The 24,362-nt window shown below is 49.5% G+C and carries 26 protein-coding genes; 16 read left to right on the top strand and 10 right to left on the bottom strand.

From position 1 onward, the window contains the following. A partial coding sequence (locus FIM25_RS17865) for a transposase (RefSeq protein ID WP_179953183.1) occupies positions 1-341 on the top strand: 341 nt, incomplete at its 5' end. Positions 342-434: 93 nt separating this feature from the next. On the opposite strand, the gene FIM25_RS05345 is transcribed toward FIM25_RS17865, so the two are convergent. Together FIM25_RS05345 and FIM25_RS05350 are read right to left on the bottom strand one after the other, a co-directional pair. After that, the gene (locus tag FIM25_RS05345; RefSeq protein WP_139447083.1) at positions 435-689 is read right to left on the bottom strand and encodes a hypothetical protein; all 255 of its coding nucleotides are present in this window, start codon (positions 687-689) and stop codon (positions 435-437) included. 9 nt (positions 690-698) lie between these two features. Further along, complete coding sequence (locus FIM25_RS05350; RefSeq protein WP_139447085.1) at positions 699-947, bottom strand: hypothetical protein; 249 nt, start codon at positions 945-947, stop codon at positions 699-701. A gap of 262 nt (positions 948-1,209) precedes the next feature. On the opposite strand from FIM25_RS05350, the gene FIM25_RS05355 reads away from it, so the two are divergent. Further along, positions 1,210-1,473, top strand: coding sequence for a hypothetical protein (locus FIM25_RS05355; RefSeq protein ID WP_139447087.1), 264 nt, complete (start codon positions 1,210-1,212; stop codon positions 1,471-1,473). Positions 1,474-1,713: 240 nt separating this feature from the next. Here the strand turns inward: FIM25_RS05355 and FIM25_RS05360 are convergent, their stop codons facing one another. Further along, the gene (locus FIM25_RS05360; RefSeq protein ID WP_139447089.1) at positions 1,714-3,036 is read right to left on the bottom strand and encodes an MATE family efflux transporter; all 1,323 of its coding nucleotides are present in this window, start codon (positions 3,034-3,036) and stop codon (positions 1,714-1,716) included. A gap of 233 nt (positions 3,037-3,269) precedes the next feature. On the opposite strand from FIM25_RS05360, the gene FIM25_RS05365 reads away from it, so the two are divergent. From FIM25_RS05365 to FIM25_RS05380, 4 genes are all read left to right on the top strand, one after another. Continuing rightward, complete coding sequence (locus tag FIM25_RS05365; RefSeq protein WP_139447091.1) at positions 3,270-5,216, top strand: aldehyde ferredoxin oxidoreductase family protein; 1,947 nt, start codon at positions 3,270-3,272, stop codon at positions 5,214-5,216. 66 nt (positions 5,217-5,282) lie between these two features. Then, on the top strand, positions 5,283-5,531 hold the full coding sequence (locus FIM25_RS05370; protein WP_218961283.1) for a (2Fe-2S) ferredoxin domain-containing protein: 249 nt from the start codon (positions 5,283-5,285) through the stop codon (positions 5,529-5,531). Between the two features lie 5 nt (positions 5,532-5,536). Beyond that, positions 5,537-7,360: a [Fe-Fe] hydrogenase large subunit C-terminal domain-containing protein gene (locus FIM25_RS05375; RefSeq protein ID WP_139447093.1), complete on the top strand. Its 1,824-nt coding sequence runs from the start codon at positions 5,537-5,539 to the stop codon at positions 7,358-7,360. Then, the gene (locus FIM25_RS05380; RefSeq protein ID WP_179953184.1) at positions 7,357-8,586 is read left to right on the top strand and encodes a SpoIIE family protein phosphatase; all 1,230 of its coding nucleotides are present in this window, start codon (positions 7,357-7,359) and stop codon (positions 8,584-8,586) included. Before FIM25_RS05375 ends, FIM25_RS05380 begins: the two co-directional genes overlap by 4 nt. Positions 8,587-8,588: 2 nt before the next feature. Here FIM25_RS05380 and FIM25_RS05385 read toward each other — a convergent pair whose 3' ends face one another. Next, a complete protein-coding gene (locus FIM25_RS05385) occupies positions 8,589-9,452 on the bottom strand; it encodes a hypothetical protein (protein ID WP_139447095.1) in 864 nt (287 codons plus the stop codon). A gap of 282 nt (positions 9,453-9,734) precedes the next feature. On the opposite strand from FIM25_RS05385, the gene FIM25_RS05390 reads away from it, so the two are divergent. Next, positions 9,735-11,465 carry a hypothetical protein gene (locus tag FIM25_RS05390; protein ID WP_139447097.1) on the top strand — a complete coding sequence of 577 codons (1,731 nt, stop codon included), beginning with the start codon at positions 9,735-9,737 and terminating at the stop codon, positions 11,463-11,465. 232 nt (positions 11,466-11,697) lie between these two features. Further along, positions 11,698-12,210, top strand: a complete 513-nt coding sequence (locus FIM25_RS05395) for a hypothetical protein (RefSeq protein ID WP_139447099.1) — start codon at positions 11,698-11,700, stop codon at positions 12,208-12,210. 47 nt (positions 12,211-12,257) lie between these two features. Here FIM25_RS05395 and FIM25_RS05400 read toward each other — a convergent pair whose 3' ends face one another. The 6 genes from FIM25_RS05400 to FIM25_RS05425 are packed head-to-tail and all read right to left on the bottom strand — an operon-like array spanning position 12,258 to position 18,175. Continuing rightward, positions 12,258-13,385, bottom strand: coding sequence for a sodium ion-translocating decarboxylase subunit beta (locus FIM25_RS05400; protein WP_139447101.1), 1,128 nt, complete (start codon positions 13,383-13,385; stop codon positions 12,258-12,260). Between the two features lie 43 nt (positions 13,386-13,428). Beyond that, complete coding sequence (locus FIM25_RS05405) at positions 13,429-13,926, bottom strand: OadG family protein (protein ID WP_139447103.1); 498 nt, start codon at positions 13,924-13,926, stop codon at positions 13,429-13,431. After that, positions 13,919-14,398, bottom strand: a complete 480-nt coding sequence (locus FIM25_RS05410) for a Crp/Fnr family transcriptional regulator (RefSeq protein ID WP_139447105.1) — start codon at positions 14,396-14,398, stop codon at positions 13,919-13,921. Before FIM25_RS05410 ends, FIM25_RS05405 begins: the two co-directional genes overlap by 8 nt. 11 nt (positions 14,399-14,409) lie before the next feature. Continuing rightward, positions 14,410-16,353: a pyruvate carboxylase subunit B gene (locus tag FIM25_RS05415; protein ID WP_139447106.1), complete on the bottom strand. Its 1,944-nt coding sequence runs from the start codon at positions 16,351-16,353 to the stop codon at positions 14,410-14,412. Between the two features lie 21 nt (positions 16,354-16,374). Continuing rightward, on the bottom strand, positions 16,375-16,572 hold the full coding sequence (locus FIM25_RS05420) for a hypothetical protein (protein ID WP_139447108.1): 198 nt from the start codon (positions 16,570-16,572) through the stop codon (positions 16,375-16,377). Between the two features lie 49 nt (positions 16,573-16,621). Beyond that, positions 16,622-18,175 (bottom strand): acyl-CoA carboxylase subunit beta, encoded by a 1,554-nt coding sequence (locus FIM25_RS05425; protein ID WP_139447109.1) that lies wholly within the window; start codon positions 18,173-18,175, stop codon positions 16,622-16,624. A gap of 611 nt (positions 18,176-18,786) precedes the next feature. Here FIM25_RS05425 and FIM25_RS05430 point away from each other — a divergent pair. The 8 genes from FIM25_RS05430 (at position 18,787) to FIM25_RS05465 (ending at position 24,355) form a co-directional block, all read left to right on the top strand. Next, positions 18,787-19,101 carry a hypothetical protein gene (locus tag FIM25_RS05430; protein WP_139447111.1) on the top strand — a complete coding sequence of 105 codons (315 nt, stop codon included), beginning with the start codon at positions 18,787-18,789 and terminating at the stop codon, positions 19,099-19,101. After that, positions 19,101-19,979, top strand: a complete 879-nt coding sequence (locus FIM25_RS05435; protein ID WP_139447113.1) for an ABC transporter ATP-binding protein — start codon at positions 19,101-19,103, stop codon at positions 19,977-19,979. Before FIM25_RS05430 ends, FIM25_RS05435 begins: the two co-directional genes overlap by 1 nt. 1 nt (position 19,980) lies before the next feature. Next, complete coding sequence (locus tag FIM25_RS05440; protein ID WP_139447115.1) at positions 19,981-20,652, top strand: hypothetical protein; 672 nt, start codon at positions 19,981-19,983, stop codon at positions 20,650-20,652. Then, positions 20,649-21,890, top strand: coding sequence for a DUF4857 domain-containing protein (locus tag FIM25_RS05445; RefSeq protein ID WP_139447117.1), 1,242 nt, complete (start codon positions 20,649-20,651; stop codon positions 21,888-21,890). Before FIM25_RS05440 ends, FIM25_RS05445 begins: the two co-directional genes overlap by 4 nt. Positions 21,891-22,221: 331 nt before the next feature. Continuing rightward, positions 22,222-22,830, top strand: a complete 609-nt coding sequence (locus tag FIM25_RS05450; RefSeq protein ID WP_139447119.1) for a hypothetical protein — start codon at positions 22,222-22,224, stop codon at positions 22,828-22,830. 69 nt (positions 22,831-22,899) lie between these two features. Next, positions 22,900-23,778 carry a GIY-YIG nuclease family protein gene (locus FIM25_RS05455; RefSeq protein ID WP_218961285.1) on the top strand — a complete coding sequence of 293 codons (879 nt, stop codon included), beginning with the start codon at positions 22,900-22,902 and terminating at the stop codon, positions 23,776-23,778. A 74-nt stretch (positions 23,779-23,852) separates the two neighbouring features. Next, positions 23,853-24,095, top strand: a complete 243-nt coding sequence (locus FIM25_RS05460; RefSeq protein WP_139447123.1) for a type II toxin-antitoxin system Phd/YefM family antitoxin — start codon at positions 23,853-23,855, stop codon at positions 24,093-24,095. After that, on the top strand, positions 24,092-24,355 hold the full coding sequence (locus tag FIM25_RS05465; RefSeq protein ID WP_139447125.1) for a Txe/YoeB family addiction module toxin: 264 nt from the start codon (positions 24,092-24,094) through the stop codon (positions 24,353-24,355). Before FIM25_RS05460 ends, FIM25_RS05465 begins: the two co-directional genes overlap by 4 nt. The last annotated feature ends 7 nt before the right edge of the window (positions 24,356-24,362 follow it).

Genomic DNA, 24,362 nt, shown 5'->3' on the forward strand with positions numbered 1-24,362 from the left:
GTTTTCGAGAYRGCTACCGATTCCGTTCCGGCGTCGAGGCAACCATGTCCGACCTTGACCGCATGACTGGAATAAAACATCTGCGGATCAGGGGAATGACAAGGGTCAGGGTTGCAGCGGTACTCAAAGTGACAGGATTAAACATCCTGAGGGCAACTGCGTTCAGAAATCGCCTCAAAAGGGTAAAAAGGCGAGGTGAGGGGGCAAACACCCTTAAATTTGCCCTTCATAAGGTTGTCAAAGAGCGCATTTTACATCTACCAGACTCGATTCATCAATTTGTAAGGATATTTTTGTCCCGGAACAATCTTTTCAACTTTTCCTCACAAAATATGGCTTGAGACTTTTTGCGAGTGCATCAATTTAAAATTTTAAATTTGATCTTTCAGAAAGTCAAGCTTTTACAGATTGGTATAATTGCCAGAAAACCGAGATTAAAAACCCCCGGTCTCCATAAAATCAGACCGGACCAGAAGGCTGTATACAGGCCCCTCTGGTCTGAGTTCAGACCTGTAAAGGTTCACTCCCAGGAGATTCATGGTAAAAATTTTTCCAAGATCCGGCATAGGGGGCAGAAAAGCACCTTTCACCCGGATTCTCTCCGCTGCCTCATACACCCTGAGCCTTTCTTCCCCGGAAAAATCCAGAGCCACAAAAAGCCGCTGCATCTCGTAGGTCTTTCCTTTCATGGCATTCGCCTACCCCAGAAGCCAGAAAAAAAGGATGAAAAAAACAGCCAGTGCGGCAAAAACAAAAAGCATATGAAGCACATTGCCCCTTATCATGGCTTTTTTTCTCCGGACCAGTTCCTCAAGCTCCCTTTCCGAAAGACCTGAACAATGGGGACAATTCATTTTTGAATCTTCATAAGAAAGTCCGCATCTGCGGCATTGTTTCGGCTGTTTTGACCTGAGCTGCTGTCTGAGCATAATAAGTCTGTCTATCAAAGCCTCCTCCTTTTCCCCTGTTTTCAGGGTAGACTACTGCATAAAAAAATCTAACCGGGTTTATTCCGCAGCAGATCTTTTCTCTTTGTTTATCATAGCATAAGCTTAGCCTGCAGAAAAACCCGTCAGCAGGGATTTGTGATCGGATGCGGGATGGGGTAAGGCAACAGGTAAAGCTGCACCATGAATGGTGTAAAAAAATCCTGTTTTGAATGACAGGTAACATAGATATCTACCCGGAAAAAAACTGAAAGGAGCACCCATGAATCCGGAAAAAATCGTTAGCGGCTTAGGAAAAGAACTGACCGATGCATTGCAGGCCATGGGAAAAACCAAGGATCTCCAGAAAAAAGAAACCTACAGCCGCATCGTCAAAAACCTGAGTAAATCTCTGGCTTCCTTTTTTGAAATGGCAAGTGATGCGGAATTTTATGGCTATAGTTATGAAGGAAATGATCTTGACGATGATGACCTTTATCCCGAAGGCTATAAAGATGAAAATCCGGACAGGGATTGCCCCTTTTAAATTTTTCCAAGGAAAGGCTGGTTTTTTCAAAGCAGTGACTTCTGCTTATTTTGATTTAAATATCCTCTGTTTTTACCTGCATAAACAAAAAAACCCCGGCATCCGTTAAGGACATCGGGGTTTTTATTATTTTTTCCTTAATGACCTTAACGACCTAAATAAAAACAGCCCTTCATAATCTGGACCTCCTGCCTCCAGCACTTCTGGCAAAATTTAAATCAAAGGTAAATCACACAACCGTCATCCCCGTATTTTCAGCTTTTTCATCTCACGAAAAAACAAAAAGAAAATAATGGAGGCAAAAAGCACATTGGACAGGGGCAGAGCCATCCACACCCCCTGAAGACCTATGATCTTTGGAAGCATAAATAAAAAAGGCAGCTGTATGAACATATTACCAAGGGTTGTCATGGTGGCTTTTTTTGCCATACCCATGGACTGGAAAAAACTGGCGGTCAGAACAATGAAGCCATCCAGAAAAAGGGCAAAAAGATGCAGGCGCATCCCAAGGGAAGCTGCGGCGGAAAGCTCAGGATCTCCGGACACAAAAAACCATACTGCAAGGCCCGGCACCAGCATCACCGTACAGGTCATGATAATACCGACCCCCAGTGCCACAGTCATGGCAAGTCTTACAACCTGACGGATGTTTGTGGATTTTTCTGAACCTTTATAAAAACTGACCAGAGGCTGCATGCCACCGGCAACACCTTCGGCAAACATATAGTAAAGTGTGAGCACATAGCCTACTATGGTAAAGGCTGCCACCTGCAGGGTGCCGCCGTATGTCATGAAAAGCATGTTATGCAGCAGTACCACAAAACTTATGTAGACATACATCAGCATACTGGAAAGACCCGTTGCCAGAACCCTTGCCATTATAATTGGCCTTGGCTTTAAAAATCCCTGCTTCAGTGGTACCCGGGATCTGGTACTGAATATGAAAAAAAGGCCCATGGCAATACTTAAGCTTTCAGCCAGCACTGTTGCCACGGCAGCCCCCTTAAGTTCCCACCCAAGGTGCATGATGAAAAGATAATCCAGCAGCATATTGGCCACAGCTCCAGTCCCCATGCAAAGGGTTGCAAACCCCGGAGCCCCCAGATTCCTGACCCAGAAAGGAATGGCTATACTGGCCAGAACAACAGGAGCAGCAAAACCCATCACCCGCAGATAATCCCGGCCAAAAGATGCGACACTGTCTTCTGCCCCCTGCAGGACGAGAAAAAAGGTTGAAAAATTTACCAGCATAAGACCAGAAGCCAGGCCCAGCAGCACCAGCGCCCAGATCCCCTGCCCCAGAATGCGGGAAGCCTTCAGAAGATCACCCTCACCCTGGGCAATACCGCACTGCACGCCTGTACCGATGCCAATCATCATACCAATGGCCAGCAGTATCCCTATCCAGGGCCAGGACATATTGATGGCTGCCAGCCCTTCGCCCCCCATGGCATGACCGATGAAAATACCATCCACTATCAGATATGTGGCACTGATAAGCAGGGCCGAAACAGAAGGGATGGTGTAGCGCCAGAACATTCTCGAAACACTGCCTGATTTCATTTACCCTCAACCTTTTTTCTGTAATACCCGTACAATCATGTCCAGCGCATCTGTGTCCATGGCAAAAAAAGTCCCGGACTGACTGCCATCAGGTTCATCCAGAACCTGATTTTATTCTTCATACTTGAATGGTCATATACCTTGTGCAATAATTTTCAAGCTGTTGAGGAAAAATGACAGAAAGAACCCTCAGGCAGCCTTCCCCTTAGCGACCCATAAAAAAGGAAAAAATCATGAAAGGCTGGTGTGGCCGCATACTGAACGTAGACTTAAGTCGTGGAACCCTTGAACCGGCGGCACTGAATCCTTTAGATGCCCAACTCTTCATAGGTGGTCGGGGCTTGAACGACAAGGTCCTTTTTGACCGCATCCCTCCCGGCACAGACCCCCTTGGCCCGGAAAATGTCATCTGCTTTGCTCCCGGCCCCCTTTCCGGTACGGTTCTTGGACTCACCAGCCGTGTAGAGGTCAGCACCCTCTCTCCCTATAGCGGTATTCTGGGGGACGGTAATGCGGGAGAAAGGCTGGCCCATGTCATGAAACTTGCCGGATGGGATCAGATCAATATCACAGGCCGGTGTGAAAGGCCCTCCTATCTTTATATACATGAAGATGAGGTTTCCCTCATTCCCTGCCCGGAACACTGGGGTACGGACACATGGGAGTTCACCGAAGCCATGCGCAATACCCACGACAGGGATATCAGTGTTGCCTGCATCGGTCAGGCTGGAGAATGCCTTGTGCGTTTTGCCTCTGTAATTGTGGACAAATATGCATCCGCCGCCAGAGGTGCCGGGGCTGTCATGGGTTCCAAAAATCTCAAGGGCATCGTGGTCCGGGGAAACAGAAAGGTGAAACTGGCCGATCCTGAAACCTTTAAAGCCCTTGCGAAGGAAGACAGAAATTTCTTTAAAACAGATCCCTTTCAAAAGGGCGTTGCCTCCTGCATAGGTTCCCACCACGGCATCCTCAACTGGTTTCCTGGCTACCGCAATTACGAGGACTTCTGGGACAGAAGCAAGATTCCTGCGGCCATTCAGCCCGAAGCCTTCAAGGAATACGAGGTCCGTCGCACGGGCTGCAGAAACTGCACGGTGCAGTGCAAAAACCGCTTTGAAATTCCCAAAGGCCGCCGAGCCGGAGAGCAGGGCGAAGCCATGGAATATGAATGCGTTTTCTGCCTCGGCACCAACTGCGGCATAACAGACCCTGTGGTGATTATGGAAATGGAAAACCTCTGCGACCGCTATGGTATGGATATAATTGCGGCAGGTAACACCATGGCCATGGTCAAGGATCTATTCAATATGGGAGACATCACCATTGAAGATACTGGTGGTCTGGATCTCTCATGGGAAAACGCCGACGATCAGGTGAAGCTGCTGCACAGAACAGCCCTGCGGCAGGGTTTCGGCAACATTGTGGCAGAAGGTCTTTACCTTGGGGCAAAGATTCTGGGAAAAAGGGCCATGGATGTCTGTTACCACGTCAAAGGCCTTTCCAGAGGCCCTTATAAATCTGGCATGTTTGCTCTGGCTCACGCCACCAGCACCCGAGGTGCCGATCATCTCAGGGGGCGGAGCTGGGCCTATGGAGAAAATGACGGCGATCTTTTTTCTAAACTGAAAAGCGAAGGCCGTCTTCCCGCAGACATGGCTGACAACCCCGTATCCGCCCTCATCGTCTCCGAAAGGGCCTGTACCCTTGCGGACTGCATTGGCCGTTGCAAGGGCGCTGTCAACTCCTGGAGCTGTGCTGTCCCCCTTGTGAACCAGTACCCCCTCATGGAAGGGCTGGCCCGTCTCATGACCGCCGCCACAGGTGTTCCCTATACGGAAGAACGTCTGAGCGCAACGGCAGACCGGGTCTATCTTCTGGAAAAAGCCTTTAACATACGGTGCGGAACCCGCAGGCAGGATGACAGGCTGGTATTGCACAAAGATCTTTTGGGAACGGAGGAGGCTGCAAAGGAGCAGGAAAAGCACGAAGCTATGCTCACTGCCTATTATGAGGCTTCCGGTCAGGATCTGGTAACGGGTATTCCCACCCGCAGAAAACTGGAAGAGCTGGAGCTGGGCTTTGTGGCCGATACCCTTGAAAAAGAACTGCCCCTTGAGCCATGGGACGGCCCGAAACCATGGCCCTTAAATGCCTATCCGTCAGGGGAAAAAAGGGTATAGTTTTTCAGGCAGGGGTCTTGTGCCCCTGCACACCGAAAGGACATGCATTTACCAATGGACAATCCTGTGAAACCTGTTCAAACCCTCACCCTCTGCATGGGAAGTTCCTGCTTTTCCAAGGGAAACAATCTGAATGCAGCGGCCATTGAAGCCTTTATCCGGGAAAATGATCTCACAGAATCCATCAGCATGCAGGGCTGCCTCTGTGAGCAGCACTGCAAAAACGGCCCTAATATCACAATAGACGGCGAACTGATCCAGGGAGTTCAGCCGGGAATGATCCATGATCTTTTGGCCCATAAAATCAGGCGGTAATACCTATGCCCCGAATAAAAAGCCCCATTTATACGGAAAAAACCCGCTGTCAGGACTGCTATAAGTGTATCCGGGAATGCCCAGTCAAAGCCATCCTTGTGGAAAAGGGCCACGCAATTATCATCCCGGAGCAGTGCGTACTTTGCGGCCACTGTGTTGTGGCCTGCCCCGCCCAGGCAAAAAAAGTGCGGGATGATCTGCCCCAGGCCCGGCAGATCCTGAAACTGAAACCAAAGGTCATTGCATCTCTGGCTCCTTCCTTTGCCGCTGTATATCCGGACATTGAACCGGGGCAGCTCATTTCGGCTATAAAAGCACTGGGTTTTTACGGCGTTTCTGAAACCGCCATCGGTGCTGATCTGGTATCCGCCAAAATCGCCTGTGACCTTTCCATGGCAGAAGACAATCCTGAAGCAGACCCAAAGGATCATAGGGAGAGTCTCTACGGATACCGGGTGCAGTTCCGGTCCCAGGAAGCCGCAGGAGAAAAACCGCCCCTTCACAGGCAAAAACTTTTTTTATCATCGGCCTGTCCTGTGCTTGTGGAATTTATCAAGCACTACATGCCCGAACTCAGCCCCAGCATTACGGACTGTGCCTCTCCCCTGCTGGCCCATGCAAGGTATCTGAAGGAAAAGTACGGAGAAGAAACGGGCATTGTTTTCATAGGACCCTGCATTGCCAAAAAAAGGGAGGCCGACACCTGGGATGAGCTGGATGCAGCCATTTCCTTTACGGACTTGAGCCGCTGGCTTGAGGACGAAGGCATTCGTCCGGCTGATTATAAGGCAGCCAAAGAAAGCTTTATCCCTGTGAAGGCAGCCAAGGGAAGTCTTTATCCCATTGAAGGCGGTATGATCGCATCCATCCGCAAATATGCCTCCATTCGGAATGTTCATATGATGAGCATCACAGGACTCAAGGAAATAAGAAAAACCCTTGAAGGCTTCAATCCGGCGGAGTTTTCTGCACCCATTTTCATGGAGCTTCTTTCCTGCCCCGGAGGCTGCATTAATGGTCCCGGAATCTGTGACGATACCCAGAGGATTTTTCGCAGAATCCGACTTCTCGATTATGCCAGTAAAGCCAGAAATACCCTCAGCGAAAAATTGCCCTGCATGCAGGATACCCTTCCTGTGGAAAGAATTGTCCCGGTCGAGCACTCCGAAGAAGAAATTCAGACAGCCCTGCGACAGATAGGCAAACGCACCCTTCAGGATGCCCTGAACTGCGGAAGCTGCGGCTATGATACCTGCAAAGCCTTTGCAGCAGCCATGCTGGAAAACCGTGCCGAAAAAACCATGTGTCTTTCCTATATGAAAACCCTGGCCCAGAACAAAGCCAACGGCCTTATCCGGGCCATACCTGCAGGGGTTGTCATATGTGACAGTCAGCTCAAAATCATTGAATGTAACAGATACTTTGCCAACATGATGGGAGAAGATGTGCTTTCCATGTTTGAAGTCCGTCCCGGCATGGAAGGTGCCAGCCTTGAAAAAATCACAGACCTTGCCCGTTATTTCAAGGATGTGATTGATCTCAACGGACTGGATCTTGTGAACAGGGAGGTTCGGGAAGGGAAAAAAATCTTTCATCTGACCATCTTTTCCATAGAAAAGGGAGAAAGTGCCTGCGGTGTACTGCAGGATGTGACGGCACCCCAGATTCAGAAATCCAGGGTCATCGATGAAACAAGGCGGGTTATCAATAAAAACCTTAAAGTGGTTCAGAAAATCGCCTTTCTTCTGGGTGAAAATGCCGCTGAAACGGAAGCCATACTTAACTCCGTAATAGAATCCTTTTCAGGGGACGAGGACAGCGACCTATGATCCATATGCCAGCGGCAGAAAGCTTTATTGAAGTGGATCACCATCAGATTTTCAAGTACAGGGAAGGTGCCGGAGGAGACACCTTTTTATCCCAGAAAAATGAAAGCGACGGCAGGGTTATTACTGTCCTTTCCGATGGCCTTGGCTCCGGCGTCAAAGCCGGTGTGCTTTCCACCCTTACGGCCACCATGGCGCTGAAATTTGTGGCTTCCAATATCCCCATCAAACGGGCAGCCAGAACCATCATGAACACCCTGCCGGTCTGCAGGCTCCGGGAAATCAGCTATGCCACCTTTACCATAGTGGATATAGAGCCGGGGCTGCAGGTAAGGATGATGGAATTTGATAATCCGGGCTATCTTCTTATCCGGGACAATCAGCCCATGACCCCTGAAAAAAATGCCATCATCATTGAAAGAAAAAATAAAAAAGCCGCTCCTCCGCACAATACCACCATGTTTTATTCCAGCTATCAGGCCCTGCCCGGAGACCGGCTGGTCTTTTTTTCGGACGGAGTTACCCAGTCCGGTATGGGAAGCAAGGGCTTTCCCTTTGGCTGGGGAGAAGAAAGGGTGAAAGATTTCATACTGGAAAAAGTCCGTACTGCACCTTCTGTCAGTGCACGGGAACTGGCCAGATCCATTGTGCAGCAGGCGCTTTTCCATGATCAGTATCAGGCAAAGGATGACATCACCTGCGGTGTCATCTACATCCGCAGCCCAAGGGATCTGCTCATTGTCACAGGCCCCCCCATGAATCCGGACCATGACAGTGAGATGGTAAGGCAGTTCACCGCCTTCAGCGGATCGAGAATTATCGCAGGCGGCACCACGGCGGGTATCATATCCCGTCAGCTTGGCAAGCCCTGTCGCACTGATGTGAAAAATCTGGATCCTGTAATTCCGCCGGTCTCGGAAATGGAAGGTGCGGATCTGGTGACCGAAGGAATCATTACCCTTGGCAGGGTGGCGGAGATTCTGGAACAGCGGACCAACATAGTTACGGGCACCATTGCTTCCAATTCTAAGCAGAATGCGGCTGACCGTATCATTGATATGATCATCAACCATGACCGCATCGTATTTCTGGTGGGCACGAAAATAAACGAAGCCCACCAGGATCCCAATATGCCAGTAGGGCTGGAAATACGAAGGAACATCGTCAAAAAAATTCAGGGCCTTCTTACGGAACATTACCTGAAAGAGGTCAGCATCCATTATCTTTAGGCTCAGGCAAGGGGTGCCGTACCCGTCAGACGCACGGCCCTGTCATGGATTTCCATGATTTTTATCGCTTGAGAAAGGACCTCTTTTTTCCCGAAATCTCCTATAAAATCGCAGATTCTGAATCCTTCATCCTTTTGCCGGTAGATTTCCTGCCAGCTTCTGTATTCCCTTTCCTTTGCTTCATCTTCCCAGGGAAAGGACGAAGGAGGTTTCGGAGAGCCGCATCTCCATGGCTTGGAGGTCAGCCTTGCCCGGAAACACTCCTGCTTTCGGGTCAGCACCTGATACAGGGGATCGGCATTCAGGCCTTTAAGTATTCTCTCCGTTTCCTCTGAGGCGGGGGCAAAGAGTTTTCCCGTAAACAGGAGGCGCAGCCCTTCCTTTGTTCTGTAGAGGCGAAAGCCATAATCCGGATTCTGCCGTGACCACTCTTTTACGGAGGCAATGGCTTTCTCGGCAGGAGCTTCCTTTTTTTCACCAATACTTCTGCCGAAAAAAAGCCTGCGCAGCCATTCCATAAAACCTGCAGATTCAGCTTTGGGAAAATCCACATCCACAAAAAGCACCTGAGAACAATTAAGGATTTCGGCACCGTAGCGGTTGCGGGTAATCACAGCAAGCTGCTTTTCTCCATCAAATATTTCCCCAAGGATCTCTTCTTTGACGGGCATATCATGGTATTCGTAATGATCCGGCCTTTCACCGCCCATCAGGCGGTTGAAGATGCGTCCGGCCCTGGCTGTGGCCTCCTTTGCCGCTTCTGCCGGAGAAACAAAGGACCAGCCCGAAGCCGTTATGCTGTGGGATTGGCCATGGGCATCTTTCATTTTCTGACTTTTTTTTACCCAGTAAGGCGGAATTTTCATTTTTACCCTCCATAAATGTAAGAATACATGCCATACTCACAACCCGGAAGTGACGCATCTTCTTTTTCTGATCCTGATGATCACCTTTTTTAGGCCATACTTTTTTTGAAACATAAAAAAACTGTAAGGGGCAGGCCCTGGATTTTCCCTAGGGCACCCGTAAAGGGTATCTTGTGCAATACAGGGCCGTAAACCTTTCGCAGGGGCAGATCCTGCCAGAAAACAGTGGCTGAGTCAGGCTGGAAATCATCAGATGATTAATTATAACATGGAGCCTCAATAATGAAAAAAAATGTGATCTTTTTTGCCCTTCTTGTTGTCAGTCTTTCGGGCTTTGCAGCCTGGTATCTAATGAAACACCCTGACCCGTCGGACGGCCCCCATATAGCCTCTGTGCTGCCTGCGGACACCCTGCTGCTTTTAAGTATCAACAATGCCGCAGAACAGATGGAAGAATTCAGAAACAGCCCCCTGGCAAAGGCCATTAATGGCATTGATCTGGAAGCCAGCCTTGAAAGGGCAGGCTTTCCCTACCTTATTCCCGATGAAATGACGAACTACAGGGAGTGGCTTTCTTTAAAATGGAATCAAAAAATATTTAACAGTATTTTTGGCAGGGAAGCTGCTCTGGCCATTCTGCCGGAAGCTCTGGCTTTTATGACTCCCTACGCAGAACCTGAAGATATGCTTAAGGGAATAGCCATAATTGCACGGCCTGTACAGGGAGCTACCCTTGTTTCTTTTATCAGCCCCTGGGCACCCGGTCTCGATGTTTTAGAAATTGCCCCCCATGGGGATATAAAAATCCGGCAGATCAACCTTGAAAACGGTATGGAGCTTTTTACCAGCGACAGAGAAGGCCTTATGCTGGGAGCCTTTCACCTGGAAACCCTGAAACGGATGCTGGATGCTTCTTCGGGCAGCATTGCCCCGCTGGAAAAGAATAAAAACTTTGCCTCCATGGAAAAAGCCCTGGGCGATGGGCCAAGAACCCTCTCCTTTTATATGGATTTTGCCACAGCACTTCCCCTTGTGGATGAAAAACTGGCCTCTTTTGCCAAATCCGGTGATGTGAGCGACTGGAATGATATCAGAAAAATGCTTCAGGGGTTTAAAAATTTCGGTTATGCAAGATTCAATGATGGAACAGAAATCAGAAGGTCTCTGGGCAGAGCTGGCATGGACAAAAAGGAACTGGATCCGGATCTTCTGGCTCTGATGGAAAGACCCGCGCGCAAACCAGAGCCTCTGTGGATGGCTCCTCCTGAAACGGAGCTTTTTTTCTGGAACGGCAGCTTTGACCTTGAGTATACCATCCAATCAATCCTTGAAGACCCTGAAGATCAGTCAGCCTTCCGTACGGCCTTTGAAATGCAGACCGGTATCCTCTTTGAGGATCTCATCAACAGCCTTGGTCATGAAATGGCTTTCATCATGACAGGAGCTGATGAGGACAGCGTATTCCCCCTGCCCCGGCTTGCCATCATGCTGGAAAGCCAGTCCCCTGAAATTCTTACAAGCCTCATGCAGAACCTCGTCAATAAGGCAGAAGCTGCATCCGGGATCCCCCTCAATCTTCAGTCTCGCATCATAGAAAGTGTTGAAATCACACAGGTTCAGATTCCCATGGGTGAAGACATTCAACCCGGCTGGGCAACAATGGGAAAATATTTCGTTTTTGCCCTGCACTGGGAAAGCATTGCGGACATGGTTCGGGCAGAAAGCTCCGGTATCAATCTTGTTTCCGATGATCTGTTTCAGTCTGTGGACAAGGGTTTAAGCGGAAAAAACAAATCTGTTACCTATGTCCGGTCCGAAGCTCTTATGGATACGGTTCTCGCCCTGGCCATGTGGCAGGCAACCAATCTTGCAGGCGGCAACACCCATGTACTCGTGTCCGAGATCTTTGAACCTCTGCTGGAAGGCCTTAAAATGTACAGGGCCTCCGGCAGCCACGGATATACCGAAAAAGGGGATGCCGTTTTCCAGACCTTTACCCGTATTCAAAAGTAAAAATCGGGGAGCCCCAGGGTAATCATATAAGGTTACCCTGGCAGCCGTTTATCAGCCATATCAGCAAAGGCGGGCATCCAGAATTAAGAGTACTGGATTCCCGTTTTTGTGGTAAATACTGCACTAAAAAGTAAAAAGGGGTCTCTTTTTCTCTATGTCCTCTCTCCCTCAAAAAAACGGTGAACAAAACAGCACCGTTCTGTCCATATCTAAAAAACAATCAGGAGCTGTCATGAATTCAGAAAAGGAAGAAAAGAAAAAGCAGGATGCCCTGCTCCAGCAGGAAATAAGGAGCAGCAGAAAATTTTCCATGGCCGAAGCCATAGGCAGAGAAGGCGGCCATTTCATGAAAGGGCACAATCCTGTGCCTGCCATTGATCAGCTGGTTGCAAAACTCAATGGGTTTATACAGGATAACACCCGTGACGCCTCAAGAATACTTATATCCGTACTTCAGGAAAGGGTAAAAAATAACAGTCTTGCCCTTTCAGAACAGGCAGAAAAACCCTTTACATTTCTCCATGGGCTGATTCGTTCATATCTGGAGCACCCCGAACGTTTATATGAGCTCACCCGTCAGGCAGATATCAAGTGGGGACAGATCAACAATGAAAAACCCTATTTCCAGAAGCCCGGTGAACAGCCCCACCCCGATGATGAATATTCCCATGAAAGCGTAGCTGCAAGGCTTAAGGATCTGCTGGAAACCATTGAAGCCCGGATGGAAGAGGAGGATGAAGGCTGAGCAGGCAGAAAAGCCTGCCGCCCCCTGAAAGACTCGCAGCACATTCTTCAGGAAAGAAAACTCCATAAAACCCCGGCCGCAATGGCAGAACCGATTACCCCTGAAATATTGGGGGCCATGGCATGCATTAACAGAAAGTTCCCCGGATCTTCCTGCTGGGCCACATGATGCACCACACGGGCTGAATCCGGCACGGCAGATACCCCTGCAGCACCAATTAAAGGATTGATCTTGGTTTTTAAAAAAAGATTCATGAACTTTGCAAAAAGAAGCCCGCAGGCCGTTGCCACGGCAAAACTGGCTGCTCCCAGTACAAAAATCCCTATGCTTTTTGCATTAAGAAAAACATCCGCCTGGGTACTGGCCCCGACGGTTACGCCCAAAAGAATGGTAACCGTATCGATGATAACCGTGCGGGCTGCCACAGCCAGACGATCCGTGACAACTGCTTCTTTAAGGAGATTACCCAGAAAAAGCATACCCAGCAGAGGTAAGGCCGCAGGGGCTATAAAACAGCACATGAGAAGCCCTATGATGGGAAAGAGGATTTTTTCCTTCTGGGAAACTTTCCTTGGCTCTTCCATGCGGATGCAACGCTCTTTTTTAGTGGTAAGAAGCTTCATGACGGGCGGCTGTATCACAGGAACGAGCGCCATATAGGAATAGGCAGCAATGGCAATGGGACCGATGAGATCAGGGGCAAGCATGGACGTAAGGAAGATGGCCGTGGGACCGTCCGCACCGCCTATAATGCCTATGCTGGCTGCTTCAAAGGGAGAAAAGCCTAAGGCCAGAGCACCAAGAAAGGTAAGAAAAATACCCGTCTGTGCAGCTGCCCCCAGCAGCATCAGGGAAGGTCTTGCCAGAAGGGTGGAAAAATCCGTCATGGCTCCGATGCCAAGGAAAATCAGTGGCGGATAAATGCCGTGGGTAACGCCCATGTAAAGGTAGCCCAGAACGGAGCCTTCTTCATAGATACTCAGGCCCAGTCCATGGAATACAGGTATATTCCCCATGAGAATACCGAATCCTATGGGAACCAGCAAAAGGGGTTCATAGCGCTTGACTATCCCCAGATAAATAAACACAAGCCCCACACAGATCATAAAAACATGGAGAATATCAATCATGTAAAAGCCTGTATTAGTTAAAAAATCCAGCAGCAGCGGGATCATATCTCTTCTTTCATTGTCAGTCGTTGATTTATACTCCGGCAGTTCAGGCCAGCAGTGCCCTTCGCCCTTTTTTTGCCGGATATTCTCCACCTTGAACAAGCCGTTCAAAGGCTGCCTTCTCCCAGTTATAAAAACCACTGCCATCGGGCTTCAGCACTCCGGTACGCACAAGATCCGCCAGAATGGCATGGCAACGGGCAACGCCTCTTTTTTCCGCCTGTTCAAGAAGGCCCGGCAGAGACAAAGGAGATCCCATGCTTTCCGCCAGCAGAGCAAAGCTGCCACAGGCTTCCTGAAAACCAGCAAAGCCTTTTAAAGAAGGAGTTTCAGTCCGGTCGTGAGCTGAATCCTTTTCTGAGGCAAGCACCGTTTCCTTTGCAGGCTTACGGTCTTTCCGGGCTTCAAAAAAGGCAAGGATGCGATGCAGGCGGGAAATACTGAAAGCCAGGAGGCTCAGACAGGTGAAAACAATTAGAATACCGAGAAAAGCCATTTCCCAGCCATTATGGCTGGCAATGGCATCCAGACCGTACTCAGGCATTCTTCCCTCCCCTGCTGAAATCCTCGTCCACAAAAATTTCTCCGCTGTTTTTTTGGGCCTGTCTCTGGTTCAGATAGGCCTGAATACTGCGGTGAATCCGGTCTGCAAAACGGGGATGGTCTTCCAGCATCCTGTCTCTGCCGGAGCGGTACAGGGCCATAAGGGAACCATCGGTCAGGGCCAGGGCCTTTGCCGTATAACGGCCCTGGTTCAGCATGGCATTCATGCCGATAACTTCTCCACTGCCATGCAGGGTAAAGGCACTTCCATCGGGAAAGGCCATCATGTAATCACCTGATATGGTGATATAAAGCGTTTCCGCCCTTCTTCCCCAGCGGATAATTTCCTCACCTTCCCTGACCCGGAAAATCTGCATATATGCAGCAAGGATTTCAATGGATTCAGGACTTACCCGTTTTAAAAGGGGCAGGGTTTTCAGAATACGCACCATGGTATCAGAAAGCGCAAGCACAAAAATTCTCCTTATCCGATACGGCAGAGAACCGCATCCTTGGCAACGGAATCTCCGCTTCGTACACAGAGATTCAGGATCACTCCTGAAACCGGAGCGACAAGGGCGTTTTCCATTTTCATGGCCTCCAGAATCACCACCGTTTCACCGGCCTTAACACTGTCCCCTTCCTTTTTCCTGAAGGACACAACCATGCCCGGCATGGGAGCCACAAGGGGGGTTCCCTCATCTCCGTCATTTGAGGGAGCAGGAATGGAACCAGGGGCTTTTTTCACAAAGTTTGTATTGCCTGTTTCCCTGATAGTATTTTTTTCTGTGGCGGGTGGTGTCAGGGGAAAGGCATGTCGAATCACCGGTGCTCCTCCCACTTCGTCCACATCCACCTCATAATAGGTATCATCCACAAAGACATTAAAGGTACGGATATAGGGACTTTTTTCCGGCACTTTCTCAGGTTCTGTGATTTTATGTTCCCCTGCCAGAATCCGGATCATCCGTTCCCGTATTTTCATTGCCTCTTCCAGAGTCCGGGGCAGGGTATATTCAGGAGGTGTTTCCTTGCCGTATTTCCAGCGCAGAAAACGTTTACCTGTCGCAGGGAAAAGGGCGCAGAGAAGCTCATCCTCTATATCTGCAGCCAGCCCCCGCAATTCTTCTCTCACCCTAGGCAGCTCAGGTTTCAGGGCTTCTCCGGGACGTTCCCGTAAAGGACGCACACCCCTTGGATGACCCTCAAGGGCTTTTTTTCTTAAGGCAGCATCCAGAGGGCCGGGCGGTTCACCGTAAAGACCTGCACAGAAATCCCTTACCTGAGCAGAAAGCATTCGGTAGGATTCCCCCTCCGTATCAAAAAGCACATTGTTTACGGCCTGGGTTCCCAGAATTCGGGTCACGGGCTTGACCAGGGGCGGATTACCCATATCCCTGCGCACCCTTTTCAGTTCTCTGAAAACAGCATCCAGCCGGTCTTCACCCCCTGTTTCTTCCAGCTGACGTTTCAGATCAGCCTCCATGCCTCCGGGAAAACCGTGTATCAATGCAGTGGTGTCCATGGGTGTTGTGCTGCCGCCATAGAAATGCCAGTACTTGGGAAGAATCTCCTCTTCGCTGAGCCGGTTCAGGGCGGCTATTCTTTCAAGATCAAGCCCCGTATCCCTATCTCCTCCCTTCAGGGCAGCGATGAGAGGTTCCACGGCCCCATGGCTGCTTCGCATGGCAAAGGGAGCAAGGCAGGTATCCGCGCCATCAGCACCAGCCTCCACAGCGGCAAAAAGGGAAAGGGGGCCAAAGCCTGCAGTGGCATGGGTATGGATGTGAAGGGGCAGGGAGATGGCCGCTTTAAGACCAGCCACCAGCTTTCGGGCCTCTCCGGGCATGAGAAGCCCCGCAGTATCTTTGATCAAAAGGGAGTGGGCTCCCATATTTTGAAGAACAATGGCTTTTTTCAGATAATAATCCAGGGTGTAGAGGCTTTCTTCTTCCGGATGTTCTGAAGTCCGGCTGTAACAGATACATCCCTGAAAGTGGCCACCTGCCTGCAAAACACTTTCTCCGGCAACCTGAAGATTGCGCAGATCATTCATGGGGTCAAAGAGCCTGAAAACCTGAATTCCGTTCTCATGACTCCGCTCCACAAAGGCCCGGACCACATCGTCTGCGTAGCAGCGTTCCCCTGCAAGGTGCTGCCCCCTGAGCATGCAGGCCATGGGGGTTTTTCTGAAATACCGTTTCAGGCTGCGAATGCGTTCCCAGGGGTCTTCATTCAGCTCCCTGTGCATCACGTCAAAGCCAGTCCCGCCCCAGACCTCCACGGCCCAGAAGCCCACATCATCCATCAGCGCAGCCATGCGCACCATATCGGCCGTGCGGCCCCGTCCCGCATAAAGGCACTGAAAACCATCCCGCAGGCTCACATCACAGATGGCCAGAGGTTTCTGATTCATAACCGGTTCCATGATTCTCCTTAAAAATTACAGTCAGGATTTCCGCTGCATATACTGAGCCGTCTGCATCTGATCCATGCGTCCGGCCGTACTCCAGATATTTTTAGGCTGCTTTCCGGCAGGACGCTGGGGGCTGGCACCCAGACGCCGCAGGGCAGCCGCCTCTCCATCCCTGATACAGGCCATGACCGCAGCCATGGCCGCAGCCATCTTCTTCTGTTCTTCCATCATGGGCAAAAATTCCTTCAGGTGACAGGTTTTCCACTCCCCACTTCCCACTTTATAATGGGATATTACCATGCTTTCTGGCAGGCTTCTGCACCCGCTTGGAACTCAAAGCCTCTAAGGCTCCAATGATACGGGGCCGGGTTTCCGAAGGCTGGATCACCGCATCCACATAGCCTCTCGAAGCGGCAATCCAGGGATTGGAGAACAGGGATTCATAGGCTTCCATTTTTTCCCTTCGGGTTCTGGCAGGGTCCGGTGCTTCCCTGATCTCCCTGCGATGGATGATATTGGCCGCACCTTCGGCCCCCATCACGGCAATCTCCGCCGTGGGCCAGGCAAAAACCATGTCTGCCCCCAGATGCTTGGAGCTCATGGCAATGTAGGCTCCGCCATAGGCCTTGCGGGTAATGAGCAGAATTTTCGGTACCGTGGCTTCCACATAACTCCAGAGGAGTTTGGCCCCATGCCGGATGATACCACCCCACTCCTGGCTGCTGCCCGGCAGAAAACCCGGTACATCGGCAATGGTGATGAGGGGAATGTTAAAGGCATCACAGAACCGGATAAAGCGGGCCGCCTTGTCCGATGCATCAATATCCAGACAACCCGCCATGACGGAAGGCTGATTGGCAATAACGCCGGTGCTTCTTCCGTTCATGCGTACAAAGCCCGTCACAATATTGGGAGCAAAAAGCGGCTGGGTTTCAAACATCTCTCCGCCATCGGCCAGAAGTCCGATGAGGGTACGCACGTCATAGGCGGCATTGGCCGCATCGGGTATCAGACTGTCCAGGGCCGGTTCCACCCGAAAGGGGTCATCCCCCAGATCCTTTACGGGCGGATCTTCCATATTATTGGAGGGAAAATAGGTGAGAAGCTCCCGGATGCCCTCAATGGCGGCCATATCCGAATCCACGGCAAAATGGGCTACCCCGCTTTTCACCGCATGGGTCATGGCCCCGCCAAGGCTTTCAAAATCAATCACTTCGCCTGTTACGGACCGGATAACGTCCGGACCTGTGATGAACATGTAACTGGAATTCTTCACCATGAAAACCCAGTCCATCATACCCGGAGAATATACGGCCCCGCCCGCTGTGGGACCCATGATGGCGCAGATCTGGGGAATCACACCCGAAGCATCGGCATTGCGGGTAAAAATCTCCCCGAAGCCCGCCAGAGCATCCACCCCCTCCTGAATCCGGGCTCCACCGGAATCATTCATACCCACCACAGGCGCTCCAGCCTTCAGGGCCAGATCCTGCACCTTGGTAATTTTTTTGGCATGCATCTCTCCAAGGCTGCCGCCCCTTGCCGTAAAATCCTGAGCATAGGCAAAGACCGGTCGGCCATCCACCAGGCCATGGCCTGTGATCACGCCATCTGCCGGGATAAAGGTGTCTTCCATACCAAAATGGACGCAGCGATGGGTGACTAAAGCATCCAGCTCCTGAAAGGTGCCGGGGTCAAAAAGATGAAAGAGCCTTTCACGGGCCGTTAGTTTTCCCTTTTCCTGATGCTTTCGTACCGCATCTTCACCACCCATTTTCAGGACTTCATTTTCACGGAGCTTCAGCTCACGCAGTTTTTCAATGGTACGGCTCATATATTCTCCCCCGTTACAGCACAATACTGTAAATTTATTCCATTACAGCAAAAATCTGACGCAGATACCGGAGCGATAAGCTCTTCAGGCCACCTTGCTTAAGAGGTTCCAGCGAAAACGCGCTTCTGTACATATCATGATACGGCTTCTGTCATCTACTTCATTTCAGCAAAAGCATGAGCAGGAACCGGAACAGGGCATGTAGCAGATTATGTGCCATAAGCAGAGTCTTTAGAGTTGGAAAAGATCTGTTTTATCTGTGTAAGGCCTGAATGCAAAAGATTATGGGGCTTTGTGCAGCTTATCTTAAGAAAAATACGGGATGACCAGTAGGCCAGTTTTTCCGGGGCATTATGCACTTAAGGTGTAGCTTGGTACACTCCGTGTACAGTGGAAAATCAATTTAATCCCGGAAAGCAGGACTTTTCTGCACCGTGGAACAACACAGATAAGGGAGAAAGCCAAGTTTGGGAAATTAAAACCATGGCAGGCTACAGGGAAGATGAAAAGTATTTTTGCCGTGACAAATTTTTGTTGACCTTGATAAATCGGTTCAGTAATCATAATAAGGTTGTAAAACAGAAATTTGAATTTCATAAGGATTTTATACCATGCCTTACAAAAGCCTTTTTTTAAGCCTTATCCTTTTTGCAGCAGTACCTCTGGTTCATGCCCACAGGGCCATGGTGCTGTGCAGTGACAACGGCGACAACACCATCACCTGTCAGGGAGGTTTTTCCGACGGATCTTCCGCCGCAGGCGTAACCATGCGCATAGAATCCACGGACAACAGGGTTCTGATGCAGGGGCGCATGGGAGAAGATTCCGAATTCACCTTTGAAAAACCCCGTACCTCCTTTGTGGTGGTCTTTGATGCAGGAGCCGACCACCGCGTCACCCTTCCCGGAAGGCAGATTACCCGATAATGAACGCCATAGAAGTAAGTAAGCTCTGCCACCGGTACAAGGGGAAAAGCGTTTATGAAGATCTCAGCTTTTCCGTTCCCAGAGGCTCCGTATGCGGGCTTCTTGGTAAAAATGGTCAGGGCAAGACAACCCTTGTGAACATCCTGATGGGCTTTCTCAAACCCGTATCAGGCCGCTGTCTGGTTCTTGGAGAAAACTCCCACAGCCTTTCTCCTTCCTTAAGAAAACGGGTGGGCCTTCTCCATGAAGGACATCAGGCCTATGAATTCATGACCATCGCCCAGACGGAAAAGTTCTTTTCACGGTGGTATCCGGACTGGAACCGGGACATCTTCTATGACCTTGTGAACCGGATGGGGCTTTCGCACCGCCATAGGGTCGGTCAGATGTCCTGTGGTCAGCGTTCACAGGTGGTGCTGGGTGTAATCATGGCCCAGAATCCCGACCTTTTAATCCTTGATGATTACAGTATGGGTCTGGATGCGGGCTACCGCCGCCTCTTTCTGGATGTTCTCCATGATTTTGTGGCTTCCGGAGACAAAACCGTTTTTGTGACCAGCCATATTGTTCAGGATCTGGAGCAGCTGGTGGACACCCTTCTCTTTCTGGATCAGGGCCGCATCACCAAAACCCCCTTAAAAGACTTCATGACTTCCTTTAAAAAATTCACCTTCACCGCTGAAGATGGGCAGGTCCTCCAAAAAGATACTGTCATCACCGGCCTTGAGCAGCGCGGAAACCGGATCACTCTCTACACCTATGCGGAGATGGACGATCTGACAAGCCACCTTGCGGGGCTTGGCATCCGTCTTAAAGATCTTCAACAAAGCCCCATGAGCCTTGAAGACGGCTTCATCGGACTGATGGGAAAATACTGATATGTGGCAATCTCTCTTTATGAAGGAATGGCTCAAGCTCCGCTGGTACTTTGCAGCGGCCCTTCTGGTAAATCTTGGTGTATGTATGAAAATACTCCTCGATATTCGCCAGCTGATCCAGATGGAGCACGGCGAGATGGTCTGGTATCAGGCCATTCACCTGCACACCCTTTTTTATGATCCCCTGCGTTATCTGCCCTTGATCACAGGGCTTGTGCTGGCCGCAGCCCAGTTCATGCCGGAAATTTCCGGCCGGAGAATGAGAATCTCCCTGCACCTTCCCATGGATCAGAACCGTATGCTTTTCTTATGTCTCCTTGCGGGTCTTTTTCACCTCGGAGTTCTTGCGGTACTGGATCTGCTGCTCACGGCAGGGATTCTTCTCTGGTATTTTCCCCGTGAGCTGGCTTTGGCTTCTCTCCCCACCCTTTTGCCATGGATTAACGCCGGACTCATCGCCTATCTTGGGGCCGTGCACCTTCTCCTTGAACCTTCCTGGCCCCGCAGGGTCTTTTATGCCCTTGTTTTCACGGCCCTTAGCTCCCTGCACTTTGCAGGCAGCGGCTATGGCTGGCTGACACCGGCCCTGCCCTTTTTCCTTCTCCTTTCGCCTCTGGCCCTTCTGAGCGTTCTTGATACGGGCCGCAGATTCCGTCAGGGAGGTGTATCATGATACTGAACCGCTTCTCTAGGTGGGCCACCCGCATACTCGCAGTGATTGCCATTTTTTTTACCCTGCCCGCCCTTTTTGATAAAATCTGGACCCAAAAGAGTGAAGCCCCCCTTGTCTTTTTCAGTCCTGTGCAGAAGGATTTTGTCTATCAGAAGTCCCTCGGCGGCCATCAATTCATGTATGCGGATGAAGGGGGCAGGGTATTTGACCGTGGGGCCTTTGAGGATCTCCTGCCCTTTGTCTATTTCCGCAATTACGAGCTGAGAAACGAAGGCCCCCTTACGCTTGGGGGACAGATTTTTGACCGGGAAACCATCCGCAGTCAGCGTCAGTCCTTTGAGATCAAAGCCAGAGATTTGAAGGGCAGACGGCCGCAGATTGACCTTTATCCCCTCTTCAATAACGATCCCGGCATTGCCATGATCCCCTTTCCCGAAGATGTCTTCCGATTCACGGAAAACGGCATGGAGTTTATCAATGCCGACACTAACCGCAAAGATGAGGCCCTTTCAAAGTCTTTTACGGAAAGCCTGAAGGAAAAGGGCTTTGCCTTCCCCGCCACCCTCATCAGCGGCAATCCCACCAACCTCAAGCCCTTTGATGAGGGATATTTTGTGAAGGACAGCCAAGGCGGGGTTTTTCATATCCGCAGGGTAATGGATCAGCCGGATATCCGGAAAACGACCATTCCGGCGGACATGGGGATTCTTGATATTGCGGTATCGGAAAACCAGAGGCGGGAATTCTACGGTATTCTCATGACAGAAAAGGGAGAACTTTTTCTCATTGCCTGGGACAGTTATGCACTGATTCCCCTGCCCTTCGATGGCTTTGACCCTCGGCGCATGGATGTGAAGCTTCTCGTCAATCCCCTTTACCGCACCCTGATCCTCACGGGAGAAGACAGGGTGCATGCCACTGTCATGGATACGGAGTATCAGCCCCTGAAATCCTTCACCCTGCCCTTTTCCCAGACGGGTTCAGAGATGGCCGGGAATGCTAAAGATTTTCTTTTTCCCTTCACCTTAAGCCTTGAAAGCCCCTGGCAGAATCAGGCCAGCTTGCAGCTTCAAAAGGGCAGCCTCTGGTCTTTTGGGGGGATTGTCCTTGCAATGATTCTTTATCTCATTTTTTTAAGAAGAAAAGGGCCTTTCCACCGCCATGGGGGGGAGTTCGGCTTTCTCATGCTTACGGGGCTTTTCGGGCTGCTGCCCCTGCTTTTTGTAAGGGAAAACTGAAAAAACGATTTCATGAAAAAAATAAGGTCAGAGAGAAACCTTTGGCTTCAGGCCCTGCCGTTACCTTTGCGGTGGTAGCGCAGCAGAACCGCATAAACCTGATCCATAAGCGTGAGATTTGGTTCGGGTCTGAAATTCGTCCCTTTTTCCATGTTTTGGCCTCTGATATCAGGATAAATGGAAACTTTGATTTTTTTCTTGATAGACGGACAAAGGCGGGATAGGGTTTTTTATGTTTTACCCTTGAATACCAGAATAAACGGAAAATTTTCCGGATATAGGGACGGCTAACATGGAAAATTTCCACTTATTGCATTGCTAGAGGAAGATTATGGAAGCAATTTTAGTTTTTATAGGCTTTCTAGTGGGACAGTTCCTACCTTCCTATCTTCGTGAAAAAGGCAAAAACCTAGCTACGAAAGAGGATGTTGAACGAATAACCCGAAACGTTGAGGCCGTGAAGGCCGAGTACAGCGAGAAACTACAAGAATTAATACACCAGAATAATTTACTCCTCGAACAGGCTAAGGGTCGCCAACAGCTAAGATTCGCCGCTGTAGAGAAAAGATTACAGGTTCACCAGGAAGCATACTTGTTGTGGAGACAGATGATATCCAAGGTTCATAGCGAGGAAAATGCGGACGTCGTCATGGCCTGCCAAGATTGGTATAACGTCAATTGTCTTTATTTGGACCAAGCATCACGAGCTGCTTTCCGCAGCGCATATAGTGCGCTGGCAATTCATCCAACTTTGCTGGCTGCTAGAGAAAATGATGAGAGTATCAAGCGTAATTTTATGGATGTTACGTCCGCTGGAGAGGCGATTGTTAAGGGTGCAGAACTACCGTCGTTAGGTGAGAATGAGTATGAGCTAATCGCTCGGGACCAATCCTCTAACAATTTAAGGAAAGGTACACCGGAAAGCGGTGCCCCTTCTTAACAGCGTTAGCTTTTTCGGAGAAAATGGATGTATTCCACGAAGTATGGAAAGACAATTAAGCTATTTCTGATGGATGCTGATCCTGATGGAAGGATGATTTGTGAGCTATCGAACTGGAACGGAAAAGCATATCGAATACCACGTGGAAAGGTTAAAGATTGCTCAGACAGACAAGATTTAAAAGGAACTTCTGTTTATCTCTTGTTTGGTCGCGCTGAATCCTCCACTTCAAAGCCAAAAGCTTATATAGGCGAAGCTGAAAATGCCTATTCTCGTCTCGTTCAGCATGTGTCTGAAAAGGAATTCTGGAATGAGTCCGTTGTATTTATAAGCAAAGATGAAAATCTCAATAAAGCTCACATCAAGTATCTGGAATCCCGTCTTTATGAAATTGCCACTTCTGCAGGAAGGTACGATATTCAAAACGGAAATACTCCGACACGAAGTTCTATTTCTGAGTCCGATCAGGCAGAAATGGAAGAGTTTATTGAGTATATAAAAATTCTAATTAACACAATGGGTTTCAAAGTCTTTGAGCCACTAATTAAAACTGAATCGAACTCTCAGGAGCCTGATGAGTTTTTCTTCGTGAAGGGTGCCAGAGGTGCAGATGGTCGCGGGAAAAGAACATCGGATGGATTTGTTGTATTTTCTGGTTCCAAAGTAGCTATTGATACAGTTCCGTCATTTCCAAAGGGTTTCAATGCTCTTAGGGACGAGCTAATTGACAATGAAATTATTGTCAAAGAAGGTGCGGATTTGGTCTTGGCATCTGATTATCTTTTTAGCAGTCCATCGGCGGCAGCCGCTGTAATCATGGGGCGGAGTGCAAATGGGTTGATTGAATGGAAGAACTCCAAAGGCAAAGAACTGAAATCTGTTGAAGAGACTGAAATATCAAAAGCTAACAAGTCAATGCAGCTGATCGCTGACGCGTCGGCAGATTGAGACGTTCTTACAAAACATCACCTTGACAAGGCGTACGCTATGCCGTACCGTTCATAAAAAGTCAAGGAGGTACTATGATAATATTATCAGCAACAGAAGCCCGTTCAAATCTTTACAGGCTTATTGATCAGGCATCGACATCCCATGAGCCTGTCATTATTACAGGCAAAAGAGGAAACGCTGTGCTTCTCTCAGAAGAAGACTGGAAAGCAATTCAAGAGACCCTGTTTCTTCTGAACATTCCAAATATGCGTGAATCCATTCTGGAAGGGCTTGAAACTCCAATAGGCGATTGTAATGAGGAACTTGACTGGTGAGCTGGAAGGTTGTCTTTACAAAACAAGCTCAGAAGGATGCTAAAAAAATCTCCTCATCTGGCCTGAAATCAAAGGCAGAAGATATCCTTGGGGTATTGAAACAAAATCCCTATCAAACGCCACCGCCTTACGAAAAACTTGTAGGTGATTTATCCGGTGCCTGTTCACGAAGACTGAACATACAACACAGAATTGTTTACCAAATCCTCAATGATGAAAAAACAGTCAAAGTCATTCGAATGTGGACCCACTACGAATAAATGGAAG

The organism is Desulfobotulus mexicanus, assembly GCF_006175995.1.
Lineage (GTDB): Bacteria > Desulfobacterota > Desulfobacteria > Desulfobacterales > ASO4-4 > Desulfobotulus > Desulfobotulus mexicanus.

What these genes read in the sequence shown, in the direction of transcription:
- FIM25_RS05435 (WP_139447113.1), top strand. Translation starts at nt 19,101, where the DNA reads ATGAACGCCATAGAAGTAAGTAAGCTCTGCCACCGGTACAAGGGGAAA.
- FIM25_RS05405 (WP_139447103.1), bottom strand. Translation starts at nt 13,926, where the DNA reads ATGCCTGAGTACGGTCTGGATGCCATTGCCAGCCATAATGGCTGGGAA.
- FIM25_RS05395 (WP_139447099.1), top strand. Translation starts at nt 11,698, where the DNA reads ATGAATTCAGAAAAGGAAGAAAAGAAAAAGCAGGATGCCCTGCTCCAG.
- FIM25_RS05375 (WP_139447093.1), top strand. Translation starts at nt 5,537, where the DNA reads ATGCCCCGAATAAAAAGCCCCATTTATACGGAAAAAACCCGCTGTCAG.
- FIM25_RS05445 (WP_139447117.1), top strand. Translation starts at nt 20,649, where the DNA reads ATGATACTGAACCGCTTCTCTAGGTGGGCCACCCGCATACTCGCAGTG.
- FIM25_RS05455 (WP_218961285.1), top strand. Translation starts at nt 22,900, where the DNA reads ATGGATGCTGATCCTGATGGAAGGATGATTTGTGAGCTATCGAACTGG.
- FIM25_RS05345 (WP_139447083.1), bottom strand. Translation starts at nt 689, where the DNA reads ATGAAAGGAAAGACCTACGAGATGCAGCGGCTTTTTGTGGCTCTGGAT.
- FIM25_RS05460 (WP_139447123.1), top strand. Translation starts at nt 23,853, where the DNA reads ATGATAATATTATCAGCAACAGAAGCCCGTTCAAATCTTTACAGGCTT.
- FIM25_RS05390 (WP_139447097.1), top strand. Translation starts at nt 9,735, where the DNA reads ATGAAAAAAAATGTGATCTTTTTTGCCCTTCTTGTTGTCAGTCTTTCG.
- FIM25_RS05430 (WP_139447111.1), top strand. Translation starts at nt 18,787, where the DNA reads ATGCCTTACAAAAGCCTTTTTTTAAGCCTTATCCTTTTTGCAGCAGTA.
- FIM25_RS05440 (WP_139447115.1), top strand. Translation starts at nt 19,981, where the DNA reads ATGTGGCAATCTCTCTTTATGAAGGAATGGCTCAAGCTCCGCTGGTAC.
- FIM25_RS05415 (WP_139447106.1), bottom strand. Translation starts at nt 16,353, where the DNA reads ATGGAACCGGTTATGAATCAGAAACCTCTGGCCATCTGTGATGTGAGC.
- FIM25_RS05355 (WP_139447087.1), top strand. Translation starts at nt 1,210, where the DNA reads ATGAATCCGGAAAAAATCGTTAGCGGCTTAGGAAAAGAACTGACCGAT.
- FIM25_RS05385 (WP_139447095.1), bottom strand. Translation starts at nt 9,452, where the DNA reads ATGAAAATTCCGCCTTACTGGGTAAAAAAAAGTCAGAAAATGAAAGAT.
- FIM25_RS05400 (WP_139447101.1), bottom strand. Translation starts at nt 13,385, where the DNA reads ATGATCCCGCTGCTGCTGGATTTTTTAACTAATACAGGCTTTTACATG.
- FIM25_RS05380 (WP_179953184.1), top strand. Translation starts at nt 7,357, where the DNA reads ATGATCCATATGCCAGCGGCAGAAAGCTTTATTGAAGTGGATCACCAT.
- FIM25_RS05425 (WP_139447109.1), bottom strand. Translation starts at nt 18,175, where the DNA reads ATGAGCCGTACCATTGAAAAACTGCGTGAGCTGAAGCTCCGTGAAAAT.
- FIM25_RS05365 (WP_139447091.1), top strand. Translation starts at nt 3,270, where the DNA reads ATGAAAGGCTGGTGTGGCCGCATACTGAACGTAGACTTAAGTCGTGGA.
- FIM25_RS05450 (WP_139447119.1), top strand. Translation starts at nt 22,222, where the DNA reads ATGGAAGCAATTTTAGTTTTTATAGGCTTTCTAGTGGGACAGTTCCTA.
- FIM25_RS05360 (WP_139447089.1), bottom strand. Translation starts at nt 3,036, where the DNA reads ATGAAATCAGGCAGTGTTTCGAGAATGTTCTGGCGCTACACCATCCCT.
- FIM25_RS05420 (WP_139447108.1), bottom strand. Translation starts at nt 16,572, where the DNA reads ATGATGGAAGAACAGAAGAAGATGGCTGCGGCCATGGCTGCGGTCATG.